The sequence below is a fragment of the Pseudomonas extremorientalis genome (assembly GCF_024584605.1).
Lineage (GTDB): Bacteria > Pseudomonadota > Gammaproteobacteria > Pseudomonadales > Pseudomonadaceae > Aquipseudomonas > Aquipseudomonas extremorientalis.
Genome location: NZ_CP089519.1, coordinates 4325481 through 4346360, shown reverse-complemented (window position 1 = coordinate 4346360; position 20880 = coordinate 4325481). Strand labels below are relative to the sequence as shown.

At 61.5% G+C, this 20880-nt stretch carries 22 protein-coding genes and 1 pseudogene; 14 read left to right on the top strand and 9 right to left on the bottom strand.

All coding sequences use genetic code 11. From position 1 onward, the window contains the following. Window positions 1–224 precede the first annotated feature (224 nt). Window positions 225–1148: an ABC transporter substrate-binding protein gene (locus tag LUU92_RS19555; RefSeq protein WP_257102514.1), complete on the top strand. Its 924-nt coding sequence runs from the start codon at window positions 225–227 to the stop codon at window positions 1146–1148. A gap of 125 nt (window positions 1149–1273) precedes the next feature. Then, window positions 1274–1606, top strand: coding sequence for an addiction module antidote protein (locus LUU92_RS19550; RefSeq protein ID WP_257103870.1), 333 nt, complete (start codon window positions 1274–1276; stop codon window positions 1604–1606). Window positions 1607–1680: 74 nt separating this feature from the next. Here the strand turns inward: LUU92_RS19550 and gudD are convergent, their stop codons facing one another. Together gudD and LUU92_RS19540 are read right to left on the bottom strand one after the other, a co-directional pair. Continuing rightward, window positions 1681–3006, bottom strand: coding sequence for a glucarate dehydratase (gudD, locus tag LUU92_RS19545; protein ID WP_257102513.1), 1326 nt, complete (start codon window positions 3004–3006; stop codon window positions 1681–1683). Between the two features lie 19 nt (window positions 3007–3025). Beyond that, entirely contained in the window at window positions 3026–4384 is a 1359-nt protein-coding gene (locus LUU92_RS19540) for an MFS transporter (protein WP_093124973.1), read from the bottom strand. A 232-nt stretch (window positions 4385–4616) separates the two neighbouring features. Between LUU92_RS19540 and LUU92_RS19535 the strand changes: the two genes are divergently transcribed. From LUU92_RS19535 to LUU92_RS19515, 5 genes are all read left to right on the top strand, one after another. Next, window positions 4617–5336: a FadR/GntR family transcriptional regulator gene (locus LUU92_RS19535; RefSeq protein ID WP_071490160.1), complete on the top strand. Its 720-nt coding sequence runs from the start codon at window positions 4617–4619 to the stop codon at window positions 5334–5336. Further along, the gene (locus LUU92_RS19530; protein WP_257102512.1) at window positions 5333–6028 is read left to right on the top strand and encodes a tRNA (adenine(22)-N(1))-methyltransferase; all 696 of its coding nucleotides are present in this window, start codon (window positions 5333–5335) and stop codon (window positions 6026–6028) included. Before LUU92_RS19535 ends, LUU92_RS19530 begins: the two co-directional genes overlap by 4 nt. A 39-nt stretch (window positions 6029–6067) precedes the next feature. Continuing rightward, window positions 6068–6367, top strand: coding sequence for a DUF3144 domain-containing protein (locus tag LUU92_RS19525; RefSeq protein WP_222540112.1), 300 nt, complete (start codon window positions 6068–6070; stop codon window positions 6365–6367). Window positions 6368–6636: 269 nt separating this feature from the next. Then, entirely contained in the window at window positions 6637–8694 is a 2058-nt protein-coding gene (locus LUU92_RS19520) for a methyl-accepting chemotaxis protein (protein WP_071490157.1), read from the top strand. A gap of 75 nt (window positions 8695–8769) precedes the next feature. Next, complete coding sequence (locus LUU92_RS19515) at window positions 8770–10497, top strand: OPT family oligopeptide transporter (protein WP_257102511.1); 1728 nt, start codon at window positions 8770–8772, stop codon at window positions 10495–10497. A gap of 38 nt (window positions 10498–10535) precedes the next feature. Here the strand turns inward: LUU92_RS19515 and LUU92_RS19510 are convergent, their stop codons facing one another. Continuing rightward, the gene (locus LUU92_RS19510) at window positions 10536–10976 is read right to left on the bottom strand and encodes a hotdog fold domain-containing protein (RefSeq protein ID WP_071490155.1); all 441 of its coding nucleotides are present in this window, start codon (window positions 10974–10976) and stop codon (window positions 10536–10538) included. Window positions 10977–11110: 134 nt separating this feature from the next. On the opposite strand from LUU92_RS19510, the gene LUU92_RS19505 reads away from it, so the two are divergent. After that, window positions 11111–11737, top strand: coding sequence for a TetR/AcrR family transcriptional regulator (locus LUU92_RS19505; RefSeq protein ID WP_071490154.1), 627 nt, complete (start codon window positions 11111–11113; stop codon window positions 11735–11737). Here the strand turns inward: LUU92_RS19505 and LUU92_RS19500 are convergent. Next, on the bottom strand, window positions 11715–12170 hold the full coding sequence (locus LUU92_RS19500) for a VOC family protein (protein ID WP_222540109.1): 456 nt from the start codon (window positions 12168–12170) through the stop codon (window positions 11715–11717). The two genes, LUU92_RS19505 and LUU92_RS19500, sit on opposite strands and share 23 nt — an antisense overlap. 130 nt (window positions 12171–12300) lie before the next feature. Between LUU92_RS19500 and LUU92_RS19495 the strand changes: the two genes are divergently transcribed. Further along, entirely contained in the window at window positions 12301–12927 is a 627-nt protein-coding gene (locus tag LUU92_RS19495) for a glutathione S-transferase family protein (protein ID WP_257102510.1), read from the top strand. Window positions 12928–13150: 223 nt separating this feature from the next. Beyond that, a complete protein-coding gene (locus LUU92_RS19490) occupies window positions 13151–13876 on the top strand; it encodes a BPL-N domain-containing protein (RefSeq protein WP_257102509.1) in 726 nt (241 codons plus the stop codon). Between the two features lie 141 nt (window positions 13877–14017). Here the strand turns inward: LUU92_RS19490 and LUU92_RS19485 are convergent, their stop codons facing one another. From LUU92_RS19485 to LUU92_RS19475, 3 genes are all read right to left on the bottom strand, one after another. Then, window positions 14018–15265 (bottom strand): hypothetical protein, encoded by a 1248-nt coding sequence (locus LUU92_RS19485; RefSeq protein WP_222540106.1) that lies wholly within the window; start codon window positions 15263–15265, stop codon window positions 14018–14020. Between the two features lie 69 nt (window positions 15266–15334). Continuing rightward, entirely contained in the window at window positions 15335–15697 is a 363-nt protein-coding gene (locus LUU92_RS19480; RefSeq protein ID WP_071490144.1) for a hypothetical protein, read from the bottom strand. Window positions 15698–15794: 97 nt separating this feature from the next. Next, window positions 15795–16658: a LysR family transcriptional regulator gene (locus tag LUU92_RS19475; protein WP_071490143.1), complete on the bottom strand. Its 864-nt coding sequence runs from the start codon at window positions 16656–16658 to the stop codon at window positions 15795–15797. Between the two features lie 111 nt (window positions 16659–16769). Here LUU92_RS19475 and LUU92_RS19470 point away from each other — a divergent pair, with 111 nt between their 5' ends. Continuing rightward, window positions 16770–17378: a LysE family translocator gene (locus LUU92_RS19470; RefSeq protein ID WP_071490142.1), complete on the top strand. Its 609-nt coding sequence runs from the start codon at window positions 16770–16772 to the stop codon at window positions 17376–17378. Between the two features lie 14 nt (window positions 17379–17392). Here LUU92_RS19470 and LUU92_RS19465 read toward each other — a convergent pair whose 3' ends face one another. Both LUU92_RS19465 and LUU92_RS19460 read right to left on the bottom strand, forming a co-directional pair. Further along, on the bottom strand, window positions 17393–17929 hold the full coding sequence (locus LUU92_RS19465) for a hypothetical protein (RefSeq protein ID WP_257102508.1): 537 nt from the start codon (window positions 17927–17929) through the stop codon (window positions 17393–17395). 38 nt (window positions 17930–17967) lie between these two features. Next, window positions 17968–18210, bottom strand: coding sequence for a hypothetical protein (locus LUU92_RS19460; RefSeq protein ID WP_071490140.1), 243 nt, complete (start codon window positions 18208–18210; stop codon window positions 17968–17970). Between the two features lie 149 nt (window positions 18211–18359). Here LUU92_RS19460 and LUU92_RS19455 point away from each other — a divergent pair, with 149 nt between their 5' ends. The 3 genes and pseudogenes from LUU92_RS19455 to LUU92_RS19445 form a co-directional block, all read left to right on the top strand. Next, complete coding sequence (locus LUU92_RS19455) at window positions 18360–19043, top strand: hypothetical protein (RefSeq protein WP_071490203.1); 684 nt, start codon at window positions 18360–18362, stop codon at window positions 19041–19043. 248 nt (window positions 19044–19291) lie between these two features. Further along, window positions 19292–19747 carry a hypothetical protein gene (locus tag LUU92_RS19450; RefSeq protein WP_257102507.1) on the top strand — a complete coding sequence of 152 codons (456 nt, stop codon included), beginning with the start codon at window positions 19292–19294 and terminating at the stop codon, window positions 19745–19747. A gap of 324 nt (window positions 19748–20071) precedes the next feature. Continuing rightward, window positions 20072–20791: pseudogene (locus LUU92_RS19445) on the top strand (ATP-binding protein); the annotation flags it as partial. Window positions 20792–20880: the final 89 nt, after the last annotated feature.

Below are 20880 nucleotides of genomic sequence, written 5' to 3'. Positions count from 1 at the left end.
AAGTGGTTCAGGTGCTGGGGTCCAGTGGTCTGGTGACGTCACCCTAACCCAGCGGCAGCGAAGGTTTTAATACGAAAAGCAACTAGCGACCTGTGGGACGGTTCTATCGATAGTGCCCAACAGTATTAAACCCCGCGCTTTTATTGCGTTAGTTTCTACCTGACGCGACCAGACTGCATGCCCACAGATGGTTAAACCAACCCTCTAACCCTGTGGGATTTTTCATGATCAACCGTCGAACACTGCTGTCCTTGCTGGGCGTGGCCTCCCTTGCGCTCTATGGTCCGTCGGCCAGCGCCGCCGAGCCGTTGACCCTCGTCGTGGGTGACCAGTTCTTTTCCAACCGCATCGTGCTGGAGCTGTCCGGCGAGCTGAAGGACCTGCCGTACAAAGTCGACTTCAAGCGCTTCAACACCGGTTCCCCGGTAGCCTCGGCCGTGGCCAGCGGCGCGCTGGATGTGGGCATCGTCGGCGACACCCCGGTGATCAGCCTGGCCGCCAACGGCGCACCGGTAAAAGTCGTCGCCAGCACCCAGACCAGCCTTGATGGCGTGGGCATTGTGGCGCGCAAGGGCATTCACTCGGTGGCCGACCTCAAAGGCAAGACCGTCGCCATCTGGAACGGCTCATGGAGCCAGCAACTGGCGTACAAGGCGCTGGATGAAGCGGGGGTGCCACGCAGCAGCGTCAACTTCAAATACCTGCTGCCGGCCGAGGCCAGCCTGGCGTTGACCCAGGGCGACATCGACGCCTTCGGTACCTGGGAACCCTACGTGTCGCTGCAGGAAAAAGAAGGCAGCACCCTGATCCGCAACGCCAAGGGCCTGATGAGTGCGCCGACCTACATCGTGGCGTACGAGCCGGCCCTGGCGCAGAAAAGCGCGATCATCAAAGACTTCATTGCCCGCCTGACTCGCGCCCGAGCCTGGAGCAACGCCCACGTCGATGAATACGCCGAAGCCTGGGCAAAGGCCAACCAGTCGGCGCCGGAAATCGCCAAGGTGTGGTTCAAGCGCGATGCAATCAAGGTGCTGCCGATCTCGCCGACGATTATCAGCGAGGCCCAGGCCACGGCGGACTTTTTGGTGGATGCACAGATGTTGAAGCAGCGGTATGACGTGGCGCCGTTGTTTGATCGGGTGCTTTAAACATTGGGGAAACAAGCGCTCATAGTATCCATCCGATGGTTGTGCAGGTGCTGAACCAGGGTTTTTTGTTCCGGCGCTCGCCGGAAATAAAAATCCATTGGCATCGACAGGGAGTAGCCGAGGATATGCCGATCCTCGATCTGGATACGTCCGGAACCAGCGTCTATGAGGCTTCGCGCTTTCTTGACAGCCCGGAGACCATCAGTGCGTATCTGGCGCAAAGTATGAAGGCTCAAGACATGCAGGTGCTGATGAAGGCGCTTGCCGAGATTGCCAAGGCCCAAGGTGTGAACAAAGTGGCCGAGGCGGCTGGGGTGAACCGGGCGAGTCTTTATAAAACGTTGAAAGGCGGCTCGAAGACCCGCTACGAGACGATCCAGAAGCTGATGCTGGCCTTGGGCGTCGAGCTGACGGTACAGCCAATTGCAGGAGCGGGCGTGCTCGCGAAGAAAACCTAGGCATTGCGTTTATCCGGAGAGGACGCGTTATCGTTGGCGATCTTCGCGAGCAAGCTCGCTCCTGCAGGAAGGGGTTATCGCACCAGGCAGGGTTGCTTGTTGTTGAAGCGCCACCCCGGAATCAAGAATTGCATCGCCACGCTGTCATCCCGCGCGCCGAGGCCCATGCCTTTGTAGACTTCGTGGGCCTGGGCCACGGCGTCCAGGTCGATCTCCACACCCAGGCCTGGTTTGCTTGGGACCTTCACGTAACCACCTTCGATCTTCAGCGGCGCTTTGGTCAGGCGCTGGCCGTCCTGCCAGATCCAGTGGGTGTCGATGGCGGTGATGTCGCCCGGTGCTGCGGCGGCCACCTGGGTGAACATCGCCAAGGAAATATCGAAGTGGTTATTGGAGTGCGAGCCCCAGGTGAGGCCCCACTCATGGCACATCTGTGCAACACGCACCGAGCCCTGCAGGGTCCAGAAGTGCGGGTCGGCGAGGGGGATGTCGACCGATTGCAGCTGGATCGCGTGGCCCATCTCGCGCCAGTCGGTGGCGATCATATTGGTGGCGGTCTTAAGGCCGGTGGCACGGCGGAATTCGGCCATGACCTCACGACCTGAGTAACCGTTTTCTGCACCGCAGGGGTCTTCGGCATAGGCGAGTACGTGGTGCTGGTCGCGGCACAGGCGGATAGCCTCTTTCAGTGACCAGGCGCCGTTCGGGTCGAGGGTGATGCGTGCATCCGGGAAGCGTTCGGCCAAGGCGGTGACCGCTTCGATTTCGGCGTCGCCGCTCAATACGCCGCCTTTGAGCTTGAAGTCGTTGAAGCCGTATTTGGCCTGGGCGGCTTCGGCCAGGCGCACCACGGCGTCGCTGGTCAGGGCCGTTTCATGGCGCAGGCGGAACCAGTCGTCGTCGCTGTCGGCTTCGTTGCGGTAGGCGAGCGTGGTGGCGTTGCGGTCGCCGACATAGAAAAGATAGCCGAGCATTTTTACCGCATCGCGCTGCTGTCCTTCGCCGAGCAAGGCCGCCACCGGCACTTCGAGAAACTGGCCCAGCAAATCGAGCAGCGCCGCTTCCATGGCGGTGACGGCATGGATGGTGATGCGCAGGTCAAAGGTCTGCAGGCCGCGACCGGCGGCATCGCGTGAAGCAAAGGCGCTGCGCATCTGGTTGAGGATGCGCTGGTACTGGCCGATGGGCTGGCCGATCACCAGGCTGCGGGCGTCTTCCAGGGTTTCGCGGATGCGCTCGCCGCCGGGCACTTCGCCGACGCCGGTGTTGCCCGAACTGTCCTTGAGGATGACGATATTGCGCGTGAAGTGTGGCCCATGGGCGCCGCTGAGGTTGAGCAACATGCTGTCGTGGCCGGCGACGGGTATGACCTGGAAGTGCGTAACGACGGGAGTATTCATGGCAGGTTCCTGACGGGTCTCAAAGTGGTTTGCCGAGGGCGGCGGTGGGCACGCCGCTCGGTGGCTTCAATGCGGCAGAGGGGGCCGTCCTGGCAAAAAACACCAGGATCGCGGCGAACACCGAGGTGCCGGCCAGGCCATAGAGGCCACCCTGGATCGAACCGGTGGTCTGCTCCAGAAAGCCGAAGGTGGTCGGCGCGACGAAGCCGCCCAGGTTACCGATGGAGTTGATCAGCGCGATCACCGCAGCGGCAATGCGCACATCCAGGTAGCCCTGGGGGATCGGCCAGAACAGTGACGACGCCGACTTGAAGCCGATGGCCGCAAAGCAGATCGCCACAAACGCGAAGATAGGCCCGCCGGTGGTCGACATGAACATCCCCGCCGCCGCAATCAGCAGTGCTGCCGCGACCCAGGCCTGCTGGAACTTGAACTTGCCGGACAACGACGCGAAGGCATACATGGCGATGATCGAGATCAGCCACGGGATCGAATTGAAGAAACCGACCTGAACATCACTCAAGTCGCCCATCTTCTTGATGATGCTCGGCAGCCAGAACGTGGCGGCATAGATCGTCAGCTGGATGCAGAAATACAACGCGCAGAACAGCAGGATCTGGCGGTCCTTGAGCAGCTTGCCTAGGGTCGGCTTGACGCGGGTGAGGGCTTCGCGGTCGCGTTGTTCCTGGTCGATGGCATTGACCAGTGCGTCCTGTTCCTCGCGGGTCATCCATTTGGCGTCGTGGGGTTTGGAGTCGAGCCAGAACCACACAAAGAACCCCAGCGCCACTGAGGCCAGGCCTTCAATGGCAAACATCCATTGCCAGCCGTGAAAGCCAAACCCTTCGATCTGCAACAGCGCGCCGGAAAGCGGACCGGAAATCAGTGACGCGACCGCCGAGCCACTGAGGAAAATCGCAATGGCTTTACCACGCTCCACACCGGGCAACCAGCGCGTGAAGTAGTAGATCACCCCCGGGAAAAAGCCGGCTTCAGCCACGCCCAGCAAGAAGCGCAGGATGTAGAAGTGGGTTTCGTTCTGAATGAACGCCATCAGCGTAGCGACGATGCCCCAGGTGAACATGATGCGGGTCAGCCAGATACGCGCGCCGACCTTTTGCAGCAGCATATTGGAGGGCACTTCGAAGAGGGCATAGCCGATGAAGAACAACCCGGCACCGAAGCCATACGCCGCTGCGCCGATGCCCAGGTCGTGTTCCATGTGCGTGCGCACAAAACCGATATTGACCCGGTCGATGTAGTTGAGGATGAACATGATCACGAACAGTGGGAGCACATGGCCCTTCACCTTGCTCACGGCGCGCGTGAGGACGGCATCATTTTCGGGTGTGGCAGATGCATGGCTTGAAGTGGTCACCATTCCAGACTCCCCCTGATTGTTTTTATGTGGGTTTGCGTGTCGAGTTGCCAGACATCATACAAGCTGTTTTATTTTTTCTGCAACATCCTTGGGTTTTCTTGGTTATAGAGAGCTTTACAAATTAGTTGTCATACAAGTTGGCGGTTTTTTGCGCATCAACCACCCAGTAGGCGCGAGGGCCAGGTGGGGATGTTAAGCTTGCGGCTGCTCAACCCTGTGGACGCGTAATATGCCCATCGATAATGGAAGCTCTGTCCGCAGACGCTCCACCAACCTGGCCCAAGGCGTGGTCGACGCGCTGACCCAGCGCATCCTGCTCGGCCAACTCAAACCCGGTGAAAAACTGCCCTCGGAATCCACCATCGTGCACGAGCACGGCGTGAGCCGAACGGTGGTGCGCGAGGCTATCTCCAAGTTGCAGGCGTCCGGCCTGGTCGAGACCCGCCACGGCATCGGCACCTTTGTGTTGGAGCAGCAGGCCCAGCAAGGTTTGCGCCTGCATGTGGACACGGTGGCCAGCGTGCGCAACATGCTGGAGTTGCGCCTGGGCCTTGAAGTACAAGCCGTCGCGCTGGCGGCCGTGCGCCGCACCGACGCCCAATTGGCCCACATGCGCCAGGCGCTGGACGACTACCAGGCTTCCCTGGCCAGTAACGACAGCTGCGTGGAGGAAGACAAACGCTTTCACCAACTGATCGCCGAGGCCACCGGCAACACCTTCTTCACCGAAATCATGCTGCACTTGGGCAATGCGATGATCCCGCGCACCCAGGTCAAGGGCGATGAGCGCGGCGGTGCCGACTTCGCCAGGCTGGGCCAGTTGGCGAACCTGGAACACGAGGCGATCTTCAACGCGATCAAACGCCAGGACCCGGACGCCGCCCGCGCCGCCATGGTGCTGCACCTGACCAACAGCCGCGATCGTTTTTCCGGGGAGCAGGGCCGTTGAACGAACACAGCTTATCCCTGCGCCTGGAGCGCGTGGCCGCTAACGTACCGGCGAGTACGCGGCTGGCCGATATCGGCTCCGATCACGGTTATTTGCCGGTGGCGTTGCTGCGTCGCGGCCTGATCACGGCGGCAGTGGCGGGGGAGGTGGCGACCACGCCATTCCATGCGGCGCGACGTACCGTGCGCGACAACGGCCTGGAACAGCAGGTCACCGTGCGCCTGGCCGATGGGCTGGCGGCCATCGAACCCCATGACGGCATCACCGCTATCAGCGTCTGCGGCATGGGCGGCGAGACGATCCGCGACATTCTTGAAAGCGGCAAACGGCACCTGAGCGGCCAGGAGCGCCTGATCCTGCAACCCAACGGTGGCGAACAACCGCTGCGCCAGTGGCTGATGGACAACGGCTACGCGATCCTCCATGAAGAGCTGCTGCGCGAGAACCGTTTCTACTACGAGATCATCGTGGCCGAGCGCACCGGACCGGTGGCCTACACCGCCGAACAGCTGTACTTCGGCCCCCTGCAAATGCAGGCGCGCAGCCCGGCGTTCCTGGCCAAGTGGCAGCGCCTGTTGCAGCAAAAGCACAAGACCCTGGCCAGCTTCGAGCAGGCGCGGCAGGCGGTGCCGCAGGAAAAGTGGCAGGAGATTTCCCAACAGGCCAGGTGGATCACCGCGCTGCTGGCTTGATCGACCCTCATTCAAACCTGATGACCAAGGAAAACCACCATGGCAGACGCCATCGACCCCACCTTCTACGACCGCGCCGACGCGCATATCGAGCTGTCGAACGCGCAGCTCCAGGCCCACGAAAACCTCGGCCAGGTCAGCGCCTCGATGATGTTTGGCACCACGCGCTTCAACGCCTGGGCGAGTGCGCGCAACTTCAAGTCCGGCGCGGAAATGGCCGATGCACGGGAGGCGATGTTGAAGTACTTCTGCGACCAGTACCGGATGATGCTTGAGGATAATCTGGATGATCACATCAATAACTTCAGCCGGTACATGGCCGGACAGACGCAAGGGTAAGCGAGGCTGTCGGGGAGTGAAAATGTAGGAGGGGGGCTTGGATTTGTGGCGTGGTTACAAATCTGCGCTCAGTGATGGGTGGTTTTGCCCCATTTCAGGGCGCTTTGCGTGCACCGTCAGGTGCCAACCCGTCTGTATCCGGCCTCTCTACCAACGGCCCACATCTTGCTAGTGCCTTCCCAATCAATGACATGGCATTTTGCTGTTAGTCATTTCAAGGCTTCACCCGGCGGTGCACCGCCTGGGTCGTTTTTGGGGAGTGGTCGCACATGCACAGCCTTTTATCACCGGGTATCCGCCTGCTGGGGCGGTTCGGCTTTGCGCGCAAGTTCCAGATTCTATTCTTCCTGTTCATGCTGCCCCTGGCGGGCAGCCTGTGGATGATCGGCTCGGACTACCGCGACAAACTGACCGTGATTTCCAGCGAGCAATCCGGCGTTCGCCAACTGCTGGCCCTGGATGGGCTGGACGGCCAGTTGACGGCGCAGCGCAACCTGGCCGCACGCTGGAAAGCCGCCGATATCCTGCACGCCCCGACCCCGGCGGCGAAGGCGGCGATGGACAAGGTCGATGCGAATTTCCCACTGATCCTGCAGAGCCTGCAAGCCCTGGGGGATTCACTCAAGGCCCGGAATGCCGGTGCCGACGTGCTGGCCCGCTTCGATGCGTTGCAGGCCACGGTCAAGGGCATGGACTCCCAGTCCCTGCGCACCGTGGGCTGGTGGCCGGACGGTTACGACCGTTTCACCTCGGCCCTGACCGCCATGCAAACCCTGCGCGAACAGATCACCCTGGACGCCGGCCTGATTCTCGACCCGTGGCTGGAAACCTACCTGTTGATGCAGATTTCCACCCAGTACACGCCGGACCTGATCGAGCGCATCGGGCGCATGGCCAGTGTCGGCCAGTCTTCCATCGCCTCGGGGCAATTCACCTTGCAAAGCCGTTTGCAGATGCGTGACCTGCGCGGCCGTATCGGCGATGCGCGGGACCAATTGGTCAAGGCGGCGGCCTCGCTCAAGGCCAAGCAATATGCCGGCCTGGAACCCTGGACCACCCAGTACGACACCAGCCTGCAACGCCTGGACAACGAACTCAAAGTGCTCGACGACGGCGTGTTCGGCGGCACCATCAAGCTTGATACCGCGGCCTTTGAAACCAGTGTCGACGGCATGCTCGACAGCCTGGGCGCGCTGCGTAACCAATCCCTCGACTCGCTGGATGCGCGCCTGGGTCACTACCGTGACCGTTCGTTGCAGAAATTTGTCCCCGTCGCGGCCCTATTCAGTCTGCTGGCCCTGGCCGCGCTGTACCTGTTCATGTGCCTGCAAGCCTCGATCCGCCGCAGCGCCAGCGGCATCACCACCCTGGCCGAGTCCCTGCGCGACGGCAACCTGTGCGTGGAGGTGGCGGTGGAAGGGCGCGACGAACTCGCGGCCATCAGCACCGCGCTGAACGTGGCGGTGGTGCAACTGCGCACCAGCCTGCTGGGGGTCAATCACGAGACGCAGCAACTCGGCTCGGCGGTGCTCACCCTCAATTCGCAATCGGGCAGCACCCTTACCGAAGTCGAAGACCAGCAACACCAAATCAGCCAGATTGCCGCCGCTGCGACCCAGCTGGCCGCCACTTCCCTGGGCGTCGCCAAAAGCTGCGAGCACGCCTCGGGCAGTGCCCAGCAGACCCGGCGTATTGCCGAAGACAGCAGCCGTGACAGCCAGCGCACCACGGCCAGCATCCAGCAACTCAACCAACGCCTGACTGATACCGCCGATGCGCTGGAGCAAGTCAGCCAGCAGGGCCAGCAGATTCAGTCGGTGGTCGACACCATTCGCGGCATCGCCGAACAGACCAACCTGCTGGCCCTCAACGCCGCCATCGAAGCCGCGCGCGCCGGCGAGCAGGGCCGTGGTTTTGCGGTGGTGGCCGATGAAGTGCGCAGTTTGTCGCAGCGCACCCAGGCCTCCACCGCACAGATCGCCGGTACCGTGGACAGCCTGCGCGCCACGGTCAGCCAGGCGGTCACCCTGATGGGCGCCGCGTGTGAACAAGCGCTGGCGGATGCGGAGTCCGTCACCGGGCTGGGCACCCGTCTGGGCGAGATCGCCGGGGCGGTGCAGCAGGTGACCGACACCCTGGCGCAGATTGCCACCGCCGTCGAGGAACAAGCGGCGACGGCGGATGAAGTGAGCGGCAACATCCAGCAAGTGGACCAGGCCGCCGGGCGCTTGCTCGACGGTGCGCGGGCAGTGAACCGCGCAGCCGACACCCTGAGCAAAGGCAGCCAGGCGTTGAGCGATAACACGGCGCGGTTCCGCCTGGGCTGAGCAATGGGATGAACCTTCGGCGGATATGGGGCTCACTTGTCAGGTAGCCCTGTGTTCTTGCCGAAAGGAATCCGCATGCCCGCCACGCCCCTCCCGCACGGCCCCGTGATTCGCGAACTGAGCCTGCGCGCCGTCATCACCGGCACCGTGCTCGGCATTCTGCTCACGCCCTCCAATGTGTACGCCGGGTTGAAGATCGGCTGGTCGTTCAACATGTCGATCATTGCCTTGCTGATCGGCTATGCCATCTTCCAGGGATTGGCCAAGCGTGCCACCGAACCACTGCCGTGGACCTTGCACGAAAGCAATATCAACCAGACCGTCGCATCGGCCGCCGCGTCGATCATTTCCGGCGGGTTAGTGGCGCCGATCCCGGCCTATACCTTGCTCACGGGCAACCAGTTGGACGCTGTGCCGATGATCGCGTGGGTGTTCTCGGTCAGTTTCCTGGGCATTTGGATCGCCTGGTATCTACGGCCGTCTCTGCTGAATGACCACGCGTTGAAATTCCCCGAAGGCATGGCCACCCTGGAAACCCTGTTGCACATTTACAACCACGGTCGCGAAGCCGCGACGCGTTTGAAGGTGCTGCTCAGCGCCGCGCTGCTCTCCGGTTTGGTCAAGTGGGTCGATACCTTTATGTGGGCGTTCCCGCGCTGGTCGCCCAGCGCGCACTTGGAGCGCCTGACGTTCACTGCCGACCCTTCGCTGTTGCTGGTGGGCTTTGGCGGCATCATCGGCATTCGCGTGGGCCTGACCCTGCTGCTCGGCGCCTTGCTCGCCTGGGGCGGGCTGGGCCCCTGGTTGTTGGCGCAACACCTGGTGACATTGCCTGCGGACAGCAGCGGCCCACAGTTTGCCGCGCTGGTGGAGTGGTTGCTGTGGCCGGGTGTGAGCCTGATGGTGTGTTCCACCCTGGCCTCGTTGACGATACGTTTGTGGGGTTTGTACCGATCGACCCAGTCCAGCGGCGGCTCGACGTGGACCCTGCCCAAGCCCGGGCCTGCCGCTGGGTTCGCGCTGTCGATCGGGCTGGTGGTGAGCCTGCAGGCGCTGCTGTTCGGCATCGACCTGGGGATGGCGTTGCTCACCATTCCGCTGGCGATCTGCCTGGCTGCCGTCGCCGCGCGCGTGGTGGGAGCCACCGGCATCCCGCCCATCGGTGCCATCGGCCAACTGTCCCAATTGAGCTTCGGCATCGTTGCGCCGGGGCAGGTGCCGATCAACCTGATGAGCGCCAATACCGCTGGCGGTTCAGCCGGGCAATGCACGGACCTGATGAACGATTTCAAGGTGGGCAAGGCCATTGGCGCCACACCGCACAAACAAGTGATCGCGCAGATCCTGGGGATTTTCATCGGCAGTATCGTCGGCGTATTCGCCTACCTGGCACTGATCCCCGATCCGCAGTCCATGTTGCTCACCGAAGAGTGGCCGGCACCGGCGGTCGCCACCTGGAAAGCGGTGGCACAAACCCTCACCCATGGGCTCGACTCGCTATCGACCAGCATCCGCTGGGCGATTGCCATCGGCGGCTTGGTTGGCGTGCTGCTCGGCGTGCTGGACAGCACCTTGCCTGCCCATCGCGCCCGCTTCCTCCCGAGTGCCGCGGCACTGGGCCTGGCCTTCGTGCTGCCGGCTTCGGTTTCGCTGATGATGGCCCTGGGCGCCATACTGACCTGGCTGGTGAGCTGCCGCTGGCCGAGCCTCACCGAGCGTTTTGCGATTACCGCCGCTGCCGGCTTGATCGCGGGGGAGAGCATCACCGGCGTCGGTGCTTCATTGTGGTCGATGGTGAGGTGACGCATGGCTCGGCAAACGCCGAGCCTGCCGTCCCGGCCTCAGGCGATCTTCACATTCATGGTGATCTTCGCCGTAAACACCTTCACCCCGCCCTCATCGAAAATATCCACCGGCACGATCTTGTCGCCAGCCGTTGACCAGTCAATGCCACTGCCATCCGCCACCGCACGGATGTTCGACTTGGCCTTCGCCAGGTACTCCACGGTCATGCCCTTGGGAATCCATCTGGCGCCTTGGGCAATCGACACATCCGTCATCGTGCCGCCGGCCAATTCCGCCGCGTTGCACAACGCAATCGCATGCACCGAGGCCAGGTGGTTGGTGATTTCCTTGCGAAACGGCACGTTGACCACCGCATGGCCTGGGCGCAGTTCGGCGATTTCAGGGTTGATGGTGCTGAAGTAGGGCGCCACCTGGCAGGCCATCTGGCTGAACGCGGCTGGGCCTACGCTGTTGAACATGCTGAGAAACTGACTCATGGATTTCCTCCTGATAGGTTTACAGAATAATATTCTGTGACGGAACAATATTCTGTGAACTCCAAGGGTGTCAAGCCATGCCTTCTCTAGCGGCTGCTGTACCTTTAGACTCCGCACATTTGGCGAGCGACTTCATGCACGCACCTGATCTGATCGAGCGCACCTTCCCGGGCCGACGCAGCGACCTCAAGCGCAGCATCCTGCGCGAGGCGCTGGCCTGCTTTAACGAAGTGGGTATTGAAGCCACGAACATCGAAACCATCCGCGCGCGGTGCGACACCAGCGTGGGTGCCATCTACCACCATTTCGGCAGCAAGGAAGGCATCGTCGCCGCGCTGTTTTTTGCCGCGCTGGAGGACCAGGCCGCCCTGCGTGAGCACTACCTGACGCAGGCGCAAACCGCCCAGGCAGGTGTGCAAGCGTTGGTGTGCAGCTATGTGGAGTGGGTGGACGCACAACCCGACTGGGCGCGCTTTGTGTTCCAGAGCCGTTTCGCCGTGGCCAACGGCCCGTTCAAGGATGAATTGCTCACCCGCAACAAACAGCGCAATCGGCAATTGACCGAGTGGATGAGCGAGGAGGGCCGCGCTGAAGCGTTCAGCCACATTCCCGCCGAGCTTTTGCTCTCGCTGATCATTGGCGCGGCAGAAAACTACGCCCGGGCGTGGTTGTCCGGGCGGGTCAAGAAAAGCCCGAATGCCTATGCGTCGTTGTTGGCCCAGGCGGCGTGGGCGTCGATCAGCCAAACGCCTCCTCAATAAACGCCTCGAGTGTCTTCTCTTCCAGGATCTCCATGGAGAAGTGCCCGAAGCGCTTGGGCAGCCAGATAATGCGCCCGCCAGAAGGTGACTGTAGGTTCTCGCGGGCCAGGGGCACGCCGTTTTCATTCTCGGGTTGCACACCGGCGGCGATCAGCTCGTCATAGGCGACCTCGATGTCCGGCGTGGTGTAGCAGTGGCGGTAAATCATGCCTTCGCCGTGGGCGTCCAACAGCTCGCGCAGATTCCCGACAATCGGCTGGACCAGCATGAACCGCTCTTGCCCCATCAGCACCACGGCATAGCGCACATGCAGACCGCCGCGTTCCCACACGAAAGTCTTTGAGATGCGTGCGTTGAGGATGTGCGCGTAATAGGCGCAAGCCTCCTCGAGGTTTTCAACCAGTATGTCGACGTGACTGAACTTCAGGTCCATGGAGGAACTCCTGTGAAATCGATCCCCATGGTAACCACGCGTGTTTGTCGCGTTGAAATTTAATTGTCGGCACTCCCGGACGCTGGCGTAGTCTGTTTCCAAGACATCCTTTCGCTCCGCGGAGTACTCAATGATCATCGTCCACCACCTCAACAACTCACGTTCGCAACGCATCCTGTGGCTGCTCGAAGAACTCGGCCTGCCTTACGAGATCAAGCGCTACCAGCGTGACCCAAAGACCAACCTGGCGCCGCCGGAACTCAAGGCCATCCACCCGCTGGGCAAATCCCCGGTGATCGAAGACGGTGGCCAGGTGTTGATCGAGTCCGCCGCGATCATCGACTACCTTATCCGCCATCACGGCCAGGGCCGCCTGCAACCGGACCCGGCCAGCGCTGCCTATGACACCTACGTGCAATGGCTGCACTTCGCCGAAGGCTCGGCCATGTTGCCGTTGATGCTCAACCTCTATGTTGGCCGCCTGGGTGAAGCCGGCGCGCCGTTGCATCCGCGTATTGAATCGGAAGTGGCCAACTACCTGGGTTATCTGAACGACGCACTGACAGATAACGCGTACTTGCTGGGCGACGAGCTGAGCGGTGCGGATATCCAGATGAGCTTTATCGGCGAAGTCGCCGGGGCCCAAGGCAAATTGCAGGCCTACCCGCACCTGGCGGCTTGGGTAGAAAAATTCCAGGCCCGACCTGCGTATCGCACGGCAGTGGAGCAGGGTGGGGAGTATGCGTTTGCCAAGTGACTAGCGCTGCGTCAGCCCTTTCTGTGTGCCGGTTTTGAGCGGATGCCCAGGTAGATCAGGTAAACCGCGCCCGCCCACTTCACCGCGTTGAATGCGTTAGCCAAGGTCATCAAAACGGGGCTCGACCGCCAGTTATCCCCAACTGAACGTCGTTTACAACTGTTAACGGATTCAACGGCGCAATCGCTATAGGCTTTGCGTGGTCCTTCAGGAGTCCTCGACCATGAACCTGCGAGCTGTCGTCGCCACGTTGTTTGCCTTTGCCCTTTTGCTGCCGTCACCGGCCGAAGCCTCGGCGCCTATCACCCGTGTCGCCATATATCGTGGCCTGGCAGGCTGCGATGACTGTTCGGAAAACGTGGCAAAGGCCCTGCAGCGCATCAACCCCAACTACCGTATCGACTTCGTGGGCGCCGACGAGCCTATCGACATCACGCCGCAAACCCTGGCGCGCTACGACCTCTACGTGCAACCCGGCGGCGGCCAGGACATCCCCGGCGCTTTGCGCAGCCTGGGCGATGCGCGCAGCGAAGCGATCCGCGATTACGTGGCCAACGGCGGGCGCTACCTGGGCTTGTGCATGGGTGCCTACCTGGCGGATGACAACAACCTCGGCCTGATCCCGGTGGACCTCGACGGCGAAGCCGGCCGCCCCGGTTTCGAAGTGCCCGACAGCGCCGACGCCGCCGTGCAGGTCACATGGGACGGCAAGCCCGACCAGGTGTTCTTCCAGGACGGCCCGTTCTTCCCCAAGGTAGCGCCCTACACGGCCATCGCGACCTACCGCAACGGCGACGTCGCGGCGGCGCGGTATACCTTCGAGAAGGGCGTGGTGATCCTGAGCGGCCCCCATCCTGAAGCCAGTGCGCAGTGGTTCGAGAACGCCGAAATCCCGTTGAGCCAAATGCCCCGGGGGGACCTGTTTGGTTCGCTCATACGGCACTTCTAACCGCCTCTTCATTCCTTGTGGTGAGCGGGCTCATTGTGGTGGACAGGCCCGTTCATCACACGTTGAGTACGACTGCGGCTAAAACACAATGGGCGATCAGCCGGCGCGTCGGTGTGTTCTTGCGTGGGGTGGAGCGCCTAATCAGCGCACCACATCCAGCGTCTGGATTTCATTCACATAGTGGGTCTGGCTCGACGTCGACTCCAGCGTCAGGGCCACCCCCAGGTCCTCGATAAACGCGCGCGACGACGTGTAGCCGTCCTGTTCGCAGGCCAGCCGGATGGCATCGCCTGTCAACGATGCAAACACCTGGCGCGCCGGGAAGCGCTCGCCGACCTTGCAGGTCAAGGTGGTCTCGGTCGGTTTGTCAGTGGGCTTGACCGGCACATTGGCCATCTTCAGGTGCGCACTCAGGGTCTGGCCCGCTGCCCAACTGGTCGGCAGTTTTACCTCGGCCTCGCGGGTCTGCAGCACCTGGCCTTCGCCTACACCGTTCATTTTCGATTTCAGCTGGATCAGGTCCGCCAACATCAGTCGGTCCACATTGAAGGCGCTGCCGTAGGCCTCATTCTTGACCAGCAAACCGCCCTCGGCCTTGAACCGGATGGTGATCGGCGCGTCCTTGCCCGCGGCATTCCTCGACAGGTAGGTGTAGCTCAACGTCTTGAACCTGGGCTGCAACAACGGTGCATCGAGGCTCTGGAGCACAGTGGGCGGTACCGGCACATCGGCGAGATTGGTGTCGGCCACTGTGCGCGGGTAATCGACCGGCGCGATGTCCGGCCGCAGCAGCGCGACCAGGCCGGGAGTCACACCGCCCTGCACCGAACAACTCACACGGGAATGCTGGCCCTCCGGTTCCACGATCAGCACCCGCTCCACATGGCGCAGCCCCGGTGCCTTGCCCGGCATCGGCTTGATCGCCTGCCAGCTGTTGCCCACCTTCAGCTCGCTGCGCGTGTATTGCCCTTCGCCTTTTTGCAGCGCTGCGGGTTGGTCCAGCAGTGCGGCAAAGCGCTGCGCGACCTCATCAATGTTGCCGTCCACCGTGAAACCCCAGAAGTAATACAGGCCCAACGGGCCGAGATCGCTGACCTCATCGTTGTAGGACAGCAACTTCAAACCGGCGATGGCCGGCGCGCTCACCGGCACGGCGGTGGCCTTGGGGTCGGTGCGATCGCGCACCGCGATCCAGCTGAAGTCCTTCTCTTGCTTGAGCGGCGCGTAGGCCTGCCAGGCGTCGCGGTGGGTGTTCAGGCTGCTGAAAAAACTCGCGTCGCAGCGGGTGAAGGCCTTGAGGGTGTCGACCAGGGCGGCGTCGTCGGCGTGGGCCATCGAAGGCGACAGTAGGGCAGACGCGAGCAGGGCAGCGGAAAGCGGCAACTTCATGGGGCGGGATTTCCTTTTCAGCGGGCGGAGAGCAGGGCGAGGCATTATCCAGCAGTTGGGCGCCAGGCTCTAGTTGGCTGAGCGGGTCAGGCGCAAACGCCAATTGCCGCCGTGCTGGGTTTGGCAGGCTTCTTCGGAGTCAAGTTGAACGCAGCGCGGCAACGGCACGGGTGGGATGTCGGCATCGTGCAGGGCCGCGGCTGTGAGTTCGCGGATGCGTGCGTCCAACCCGGTCGCCACCGCGTGGTCTTTATTGGCGCGGGTGTCGAAGACCCAGGTGATGCGCAGGCTTTGAGGGAAGTCGGCGTAGTTGACCGTGTGCGTCAGCCATTCAAACCCCGGGATTTCAGCCTTCGCTGTTTCGCAGGCGTCAGTCAGTGCTGCGACCAGTTGGCGTTCGATACCAACGGTTTCACGTTTGGACAGGGCCATGTATAGCTCCGAATGCAGATCAATTATAGGCGCTGTCGAGCTTCAGCGAGGCTGCTATGGGATCACCTCGGTGTCCAGATAGCGCGACGCGCCAGGGCTACGCCTGAGCTCTAAGCGCACTGATGATAAACCCATGCAGGCTGTTGACCGCCTTGGATCCGCGCGAAGCCCGACTACGTAGAATCGACACCTCCATCGGTTCGATAGCGCCCAAGCCGTGTTCGCTGCTCAAGACCTGCAAGGACGGCTGCACGGTGCACTCCGTAATCGCAGCAATCGCCAGCCCACCTTCCACGGCGGCGAGCTGGCCGGCCAGGCTGGAGCTGTTGTACACCACTTTGAACTGGCGGCCCTGTTGCGCCAGTGAATTCACCGCATACCGGCGCGCCAGGCTTTCGCTTTCGTAGACGGCGATAGGCACCGGGTCGCGGCGCCACAGCTCGAATTGCGCGGAGCCGACCCACACCATCGGCTCCTTGAACAGAAACGTCCCTGTGTGCGGCGAGTCCCTGGACACCAGCGCAAGATCAAGGTCGCCGCTGCGCAAACGCGGGATCAGGGCGGTCGACTGTTCACAGGTCAGCTCGATGTCGACCCCCGCATAACGCGGCGCAAAACGTTTGAGCAGCGGCGTGAGGTACTTGGCTGCGTAGTCCTCGGCCACCCCCAGGCGGATACGCCCGGTCAACGCCTCGCCGTGAAACGCTGCCTGGGTCTCGGCGTGCAGGGCGAGCATGCGACGGGCATAGCCCAGCAGTGTCTGGCCGTCATCGGTCAGTTGCAGGTGCCGCGGGCCACGGTTGAGCAAGGGCCGGCCCAGGGCAGCCTCGAGTTTTTTCATCTGCATGCTGACGGCGGACTGCGAGCGGTTCACCTCATGGGCCGCCCCCGACAGCGAACCGGCATCCACCACGGCGACGAAGCACTTGAGCCAATCGATCTGCAAATCGCTGGAAGACATGGCGATAACCTTTATTCGTTAATCGAATGGCTGCGACGTGAATTATGCGCTTTTCACGGCCGTTGTTCATTTGCAAGATAGCAGTCAAAACCACCCATTGCGGACTTGATCATGCCCTTCGAGACCTGGTTGCTCTACCTGATCACCTGCTGCGGGATATCCGTGGTGCCAGGTCCGAATGCGTTGCTGGCGCTGACCCATGGCGCGCTGCACGGCAGTCGCAGAACCCTGTTCACCATCAGCGGCGGCGTGCTCGGTTTTGCCTTGGTGCTTGCGCTGTGCGCGCTGGGCCTGGGCGCACTGATCCAGGCCTCGGCCACCGCGTTCACGGCTTTGAAGATTGCCGGCGGGCTCTACCTGATCTGGCTGGGCTACGGACTGTGGCGCGCCGCCCCCGTCAGCCTGGAAACAGCGGCCACTTCCAGCCTGCGACGCTGGTCGCTGTTCCGCCAAGGGTTGGTCTCGGCCCTCTCCAACCCCAAGGCGTTGCTGCTGTTTACCGCGTTTATCCCACCCTTCCTCGACCCCCACAGAAACATCATCACGCAGACCGCCATCATCGCGCTGACCTACGCCGTGGTGGAGTTCGTCGTCGAATACCTGGTGGCCAGCGCCGCGCACCGGGTGCGGCCATGGTTGGCCCGCACCGGGCGGCGGTTCAATAAAGTCTGTGGTGGGTTCTTTGTGTTGTTCGGGGTGGCGTTGCCGTTGCATAGCTGAGGGCGAGACGTGGCTCAGAAGTTATCGCCCCAATTGCACAACTTGCTCTCACCCAACGGCACCCGAGTGCCCTCAATCTTGCCGACCAACATGCGCTTGAGCGTCACCCCGCACTTATAGCGACCCGCTGCATCCAGCTCATAGTCCATCCCCGCCTCAGGCACGAAAGTGAACATGTTGTAGCAACGATTGCCGATGTAGTGAAACGCGATGGGCTGCCCGGCCGGCACCCGCAGTTCGCTCATCACCGTGCCATCCGAATACCGCTCCACGGGCGCCATGCCCAGGCTTTCGCCGTTGCGGTCTGCATAGCCCTCTCGATTGGCCACCATCACCCCCGCGCCGGGCAGGCGGAAGTTGATGCAGTTGGAATTGGGCACGGCGCGCACCATGCCATCGCTCATCACACGCAGGCGCACGGTTTCAGCGCTGGTGGGCGTGGCGTAGGGCGTGGAGAACGAGCGCACATCGGTCAATGCGCCGCAGCCGCTGAGGGCGGCGAGGAGGGTGAGGCAGATGAGTGGCTTGAACGGGCGCGGGGAGTTGAGCATGGTGTCGATTCCATTCGTAAGGGGGTCGATAAGCGGGGTCAGGCAACCGAAGCACGTAGCCGTTGCCACTCACTCCAGCAGTCTTCGGCGACGATATCTGGATAACCTCGCTCGGTTTCCATCGCCAGCGCGGTGCTGAACGGCAGCGCGATACAGGTGGCTGCATCGCGGATTTCACACACTTCGGCTTCGGTCAGCGGCGTGCCTTTTTTCGCCTCGGCGGCGGTGAGTACAGCCACAAGGGCGGGGACAAAAACCAGGCATAGCGGATCGGTGGACATCGAGTGCTTCCCTGCGTGAGCGGCGCAAAAGGCGCCAGTGTAAACGTGGGGCGGGTGCTTGGGGGAGGGCGTATTCAATATCTCGCCCGCGCTGTCGATAACCTCTGCTGATGTGATCAACAGGAACGCCGTGCGCAGGAAGCCAGATGATGATTTTCGATGTCAATCGCTACGCCCAGATCTACTACCAGAATATCCAGCCCTCACCGGGTAACGACTACCCCCGACTCAAGGCGTGGGAGTTTCTCTATGAATACATCTGGGACGAATCCCGCCCTCGCTGGGCTGACCTCATCAGCGAAGAACAGATCGACACCACCGCCCTGCATATCGGCTTCTACCTGGCGAACTGGGGGATGTTCCGTGGCTCCTCGGGCCTGCTGCAGAACAGCAACCTGGACCTGATGAAAGCCTTGGCCAAGCGCCTTTTTACCGGCCAGGGCCCGGAGTTGTTTGAACTGTCCCTGGATAATTTCGCACCCGGCGCACCGGACCTGGCGTACAACCAAGCCTTGTTGGACAGCGTATTGGCCTCCATGGAGACCTTGGCCACCAACGTCTCCTGGACCGACACCCTCAAGACCAAAATCCTGATGGGGGTCTGGGGAGAGTGCCCGGCGCTGGACCGTTTCTACATTGCCGCCTGCCGCGATCTGTTCCCACGTCGCGCGTTCATCACCACCGCCAGCGGGAAGGGGCTGACGGCGTTGGCGGGCGTGGTGGAGCAACTGAATCCTTCACCCCTGCCGTTGAAAACGGGGCGTCTGGAACTGCCGTATCCTACGGCGCGGGTGATGGATATGGCGTTGTTTCAGTATGGGCTTGGGTTGTAAGCCTTGTGTGGAAAACGCAGAAATAGGGGGCAGACCATCATTATTGAAAACGTGGTCTGACCCCCACGGAGAATGCGGTGGAGGTGTTGGGGGGAGGGAGGGGGAAGTTTTCTGCTGCGGAGGAGGGAGCGGATGACTGTGGGCTATCGGCCAAAAGTGGTCAGTCGGCCGATGAAATTTGGCTTGTACCAACCCACGATGTTGTATGTAATTCCACGCCAATTCAGTGCATAAAGCGGTTCGCAGGAATGGACACCAGCTCCCTCACATTTCAACAGTTGTTTCGTCCGGGAAGCGCCTCAAATGGCTGCACCGTGGCCGAACGACTCTCCATCGATTTTCAGATAAACGAACGTTCGTTGCTCAGTGCTCTCGTTATGGCAGCTGGTGATCATTCCGATTTCATGGGCTGTTTCGTCAAGGGCTTCCCGGAGCAAAACAAACAATCTAGTTCTCGTCTGCTATTACGCGAGCCAGCTGAAACAGAGAGCGGTCGGATACTCCTTTACATCTGCCCCGAGTGCGGCGACATCGGGTGTGGCGCCTACGCAGTATCTGTTTGCCAAAACGATGACTGTTTCACGTGGGATTCCTTTGCTTATGAGAACGGCTATGAAGAGCCTCAAATTATAGATGTCGTTGGCCCCTTCACATTTGAAAAGCATGCCTATGAGGCTGCTATCAACGACGCGGCTGCGTTCTAGAGGTAATTCAACCTGAATTGCTAAAGCGGGCCGATTGTGTCCGTCGACCGCCGCTTTTGGTAGATATCGGTCAGTTATGATAGGCAGAAATCGGCCAGATGCAGACGCCACTCAATTCAGCGCGCTGATTGTGATTGCTCTCGAAATCAGGGAACGAGCGACGAGTCCTCCTTTCAAAAGCGTAACGAATCCTTCGATACCGCTTTCCAGACACTTTAGCTTTTCCATCGCCTATTCCTTATTTGATTCGCATCAAACGGAATTGGGCTCAGACCACCATTATTGAAAACGTGGTCTGACCCCCAATTCTCCCGATTTTCTCCCGACGCCATGCCCGAAGGCGGGCGCCTCCTGCTCGAAACCAGCAACCACTGGTTCGACGCCCACACCGCCCGCGCCCATGACCTGCGCGAAGGCCCGTACCTGCGCCTGAGCGTCACCGACACCGGCACCGGCATGCCCGCCGACGTCGTGGCCCACGCCTTCGAACCCTTCTACACCGCCCAACCCCTCGGCTTGGGCACCGGCCTGGGCCTGTCGATGATCTACGGCTTCGCCCAACAATCCGGCGGCCAAGTGCACATCCACTCCACCGAAGGCGAAGGCACTTGCGTGTCCCTCTACCTCCCACGTCACCACGGCGCCGCGCCGGGTGATTAACTAACACCGGGGCAAGTGGCCATCGAAGTCGCCCAACACGGCGAAACCGTACTGCTGGTGGACGACGAATCCACCGTCCGCATGCTGTTCGCCGATGTACTGGGTGAATTGGGCTACACCGTGATCGAAGCAGCCGACAGCGCTGCGGGGCTGAAACTGCTGCGCCCGGATGTGCCGATTGATTTGCTGGTGACGGATGTGGGGCTGACGGGCGGGGTGAATGGGCGGCAGATGGCCGAGGCGGGGATGGCGCTGGGGCCGGGGTTGAAGACGTTGTTTATTACCGTGTACGCGGAGAACGCGGTGATGGGGTATGGGCAGTTGGGGGAGGGGATAGGGTTGTTAGTGAAAGGTTTATATACGGGATGTATGGTGAATATTTAATTAATTGCAAAGGGGGGCGGTGGCTGCTAGTTTCACGTTGGTTGCGTGCTTCGCTGTCGGGTGTGGGGAGTCCTCTTGCCTCCCCACAC

Bases quoted from the DNA above. Each gene is read 5' to 3' on its own strand.
- LUU92_RS19460 (WP_071490140.1), bottom strand. From the start codon at position 18,210: ATGTCCACCGATCCGCTATGCCTGGTTTTTGTCCCCGCCCTTGTGGCT.
- LUU92_RS19480 (WP_071490144.1), bottom strand. From the start codon at position 15,697: ATGGCCCTGTCCAAACGTGAAACCGTTGGTATCGAACGCCAACTGGTC.
- LUU92_RS19515 (WP_257102511.1), top strand. From the start codon at position 8,770: ATGCCCGCCACGCCCCTCCCGCACGGCCCCGTGATTCGCGAACTGAGC.
- LUU92_RS19525 (WP_222540112.1), top strand. From the start codon at position 6,068: ATGGCAGACGCCATCGACCCCACCTTCTACGACCGCGCCGACGCGCAT.
- LUU92_RS19470 (WP_071490142.1), top strand. From the start codon at position 16,770: ATGCCCTTCGAGACCTGGTTGCTCTACCTGATCACCTGCTGCGGGATA.
- LUU92_RS19520 (WP_071490157.1), top strand. From the start codon at position 6,637: ATGCACAGCCTTTTATCACCGGGTATCCGCCTGCTGGGGCGGTTCGGC.
- LUU92_RS19475 (WP_071490143.1), bottom strand. From the start codon at position 16,658: ATGTCTTCCAGCGATTTGCAGATCGATTGGCTCAAGTGCTTCGTCGCC.
- LUU92_RS19465 (WP_257102508.1), bottom strand. From the start codon at position 17,929: ATGCTCAACTCCCCGCGCCCGTTCAAGCCACTCATCTGCCTCACCCTC.
- LUU92_RS19510 (WP_071490155.1), bottom strand. From the start codon at position 10,976: ATGAGTCAGTTTCTCAGCATGTTCAACAGCGTAGGCCCAGCCGCGTTC.
- LUU92_RS19485 (WP_222540106.1), bottom strand. From the start codon at position 15,265: ATGAAGTTGCCGCTTTCCGCTGCCCTGCTCGCGTCTGCCCTACTGTCG.
- LUU92_RS19490 (WP_257102509.1), top strand. From the start codon at position 13,151: ATGAACCTGCGAGCTGTCGTCGCCACGTTGTTTGCCTTTGCCCTTTTG.
- LUU92_RS19555 (WP_257102514.1), top strand. From the start codon at position 225: ATGATCAACCGTCGAACACTGCTGTCCTTGCTGGGCGTGGCCTCCCTT.
- LUU92_RS19450 (WP_257102507.1), top strand. From the start codon at position 19,292: ATGGACACCAGCTCCCTCACATTTCAACAGTTGTTTCGTCCGGGAAGC.
- LUU92_RS19505 (WP_071490154.1), top strand. From the start codon at position 11,111: ATGCACGCACCTGATCTGATCGAGCGCACCTTCCCGGGCCGACGCAGC.
- gudD (WP_257102513.1), bottom strand. From the start codon at position 3,006: ATGAATACTCCCGTCGTTACGCACTTCCAGGTCATACCCGTCGCCGGC.
- LUU92_RS19495 (WP_257102510.1), top strand. From the start codon at position 12,301: ATGATCATCGTCCACCACCTCAACAACTCACGTTCGCAACGCATCCTG.
- LUU92_RS19535 (WP_071490160.1), top strand. From the start codon at position 4,617: ATGCCCATCGATAATGGAAGCTCTGTCCGCAGACGCTCCACCAACCTG.
- LUU92_RS19455 (WP_071490203.1), top strand. From the start codon at position 18,360: ATGATTTTCGATGTCAATCGCTACGCCCAGATCTACTACCAGAATATC.
- LUU92_RS19500 (WP_222540109.1), bottom strand. From the start codon at position 12,170: ATGGACCTGAAGTTCAGTCACGTCGACATACTGGTTGAAAACCTCGAG.
- LUU92_RS19550 (WP_257103870.1), top strand. From the start codon at position 1,274: ATGCCGATCCTCGATCTGGATACGTCCGGAACCAGCGTCTATGAGGCT.